We start from the raw sequence: 549 nt of genomic DNA on the forward strand, positions 1-549 counted from the left end.
AGAGCCGAACCGAAAATTAAGTTGAGCGATTTCAGGAGTTTATGATTCTCTGTGGTTTACCAAGACTACGGAGGATCACATGGCCTGGACTGAAACCGCCCGTCGCGACTATGCCAGACGAGGCTTACGCTATACAAGCGACTGTACTGATGATGAATGGGCTGTTGTCGCGCCGCTTTTGCAGCCGATGAGCAAGGTCGGACGTCCACGCGAGCATGATCCACGTACGTTGTGGAATGCGATCCAGTATATGGCGACAACGGGCTGCCAATGGGCGCAGTTGCCGAAGGAATTCCCGCCGTTCACGACAGTGCAGTACCATTTCTACCGGATGCGCGACAGCGGCTTGCTTGATCTTATCAATGAAATTCTGGTTGCGGTGACACGGCTGTCCGAAGGCCGCAAGGCGGAGCCGACGGCAGCCATTATCGATAGCCAGTCGGTGAAGACGACAGAAGCTGGTGGTCCGCGCGGCTATGATGCAGGCAAAAAGATCAAAGGGCGCAAGCGCCATATCGTAACCGATATGGTAGGCAACATGTTGGAAGG

1 protein-coding gene is annotated in these 549 nt (G+C 54.5%); it reads left to right on the top strand.

The features are described 5' to 3' along the window. Positions 1 to 79: 79 nt before the first annotated feature. On the top strand, positions 80 to 549 hold a 470-nt coding region (locus DKP76_RS18935), incomplete at its 3' end, for an IS5 family transposase (protein ID WP_109708182.1).

The sequence above is a fragment of the Falsochrobactrum shanghaiense genome (assembly GCF_003149535.1).
Lineage (GTDB): Bacteria > Pseudomonadota > Alphaproteobacteria > Rhizobiales > Rhizobiaceae > Brucella > Brucella shanghaiense.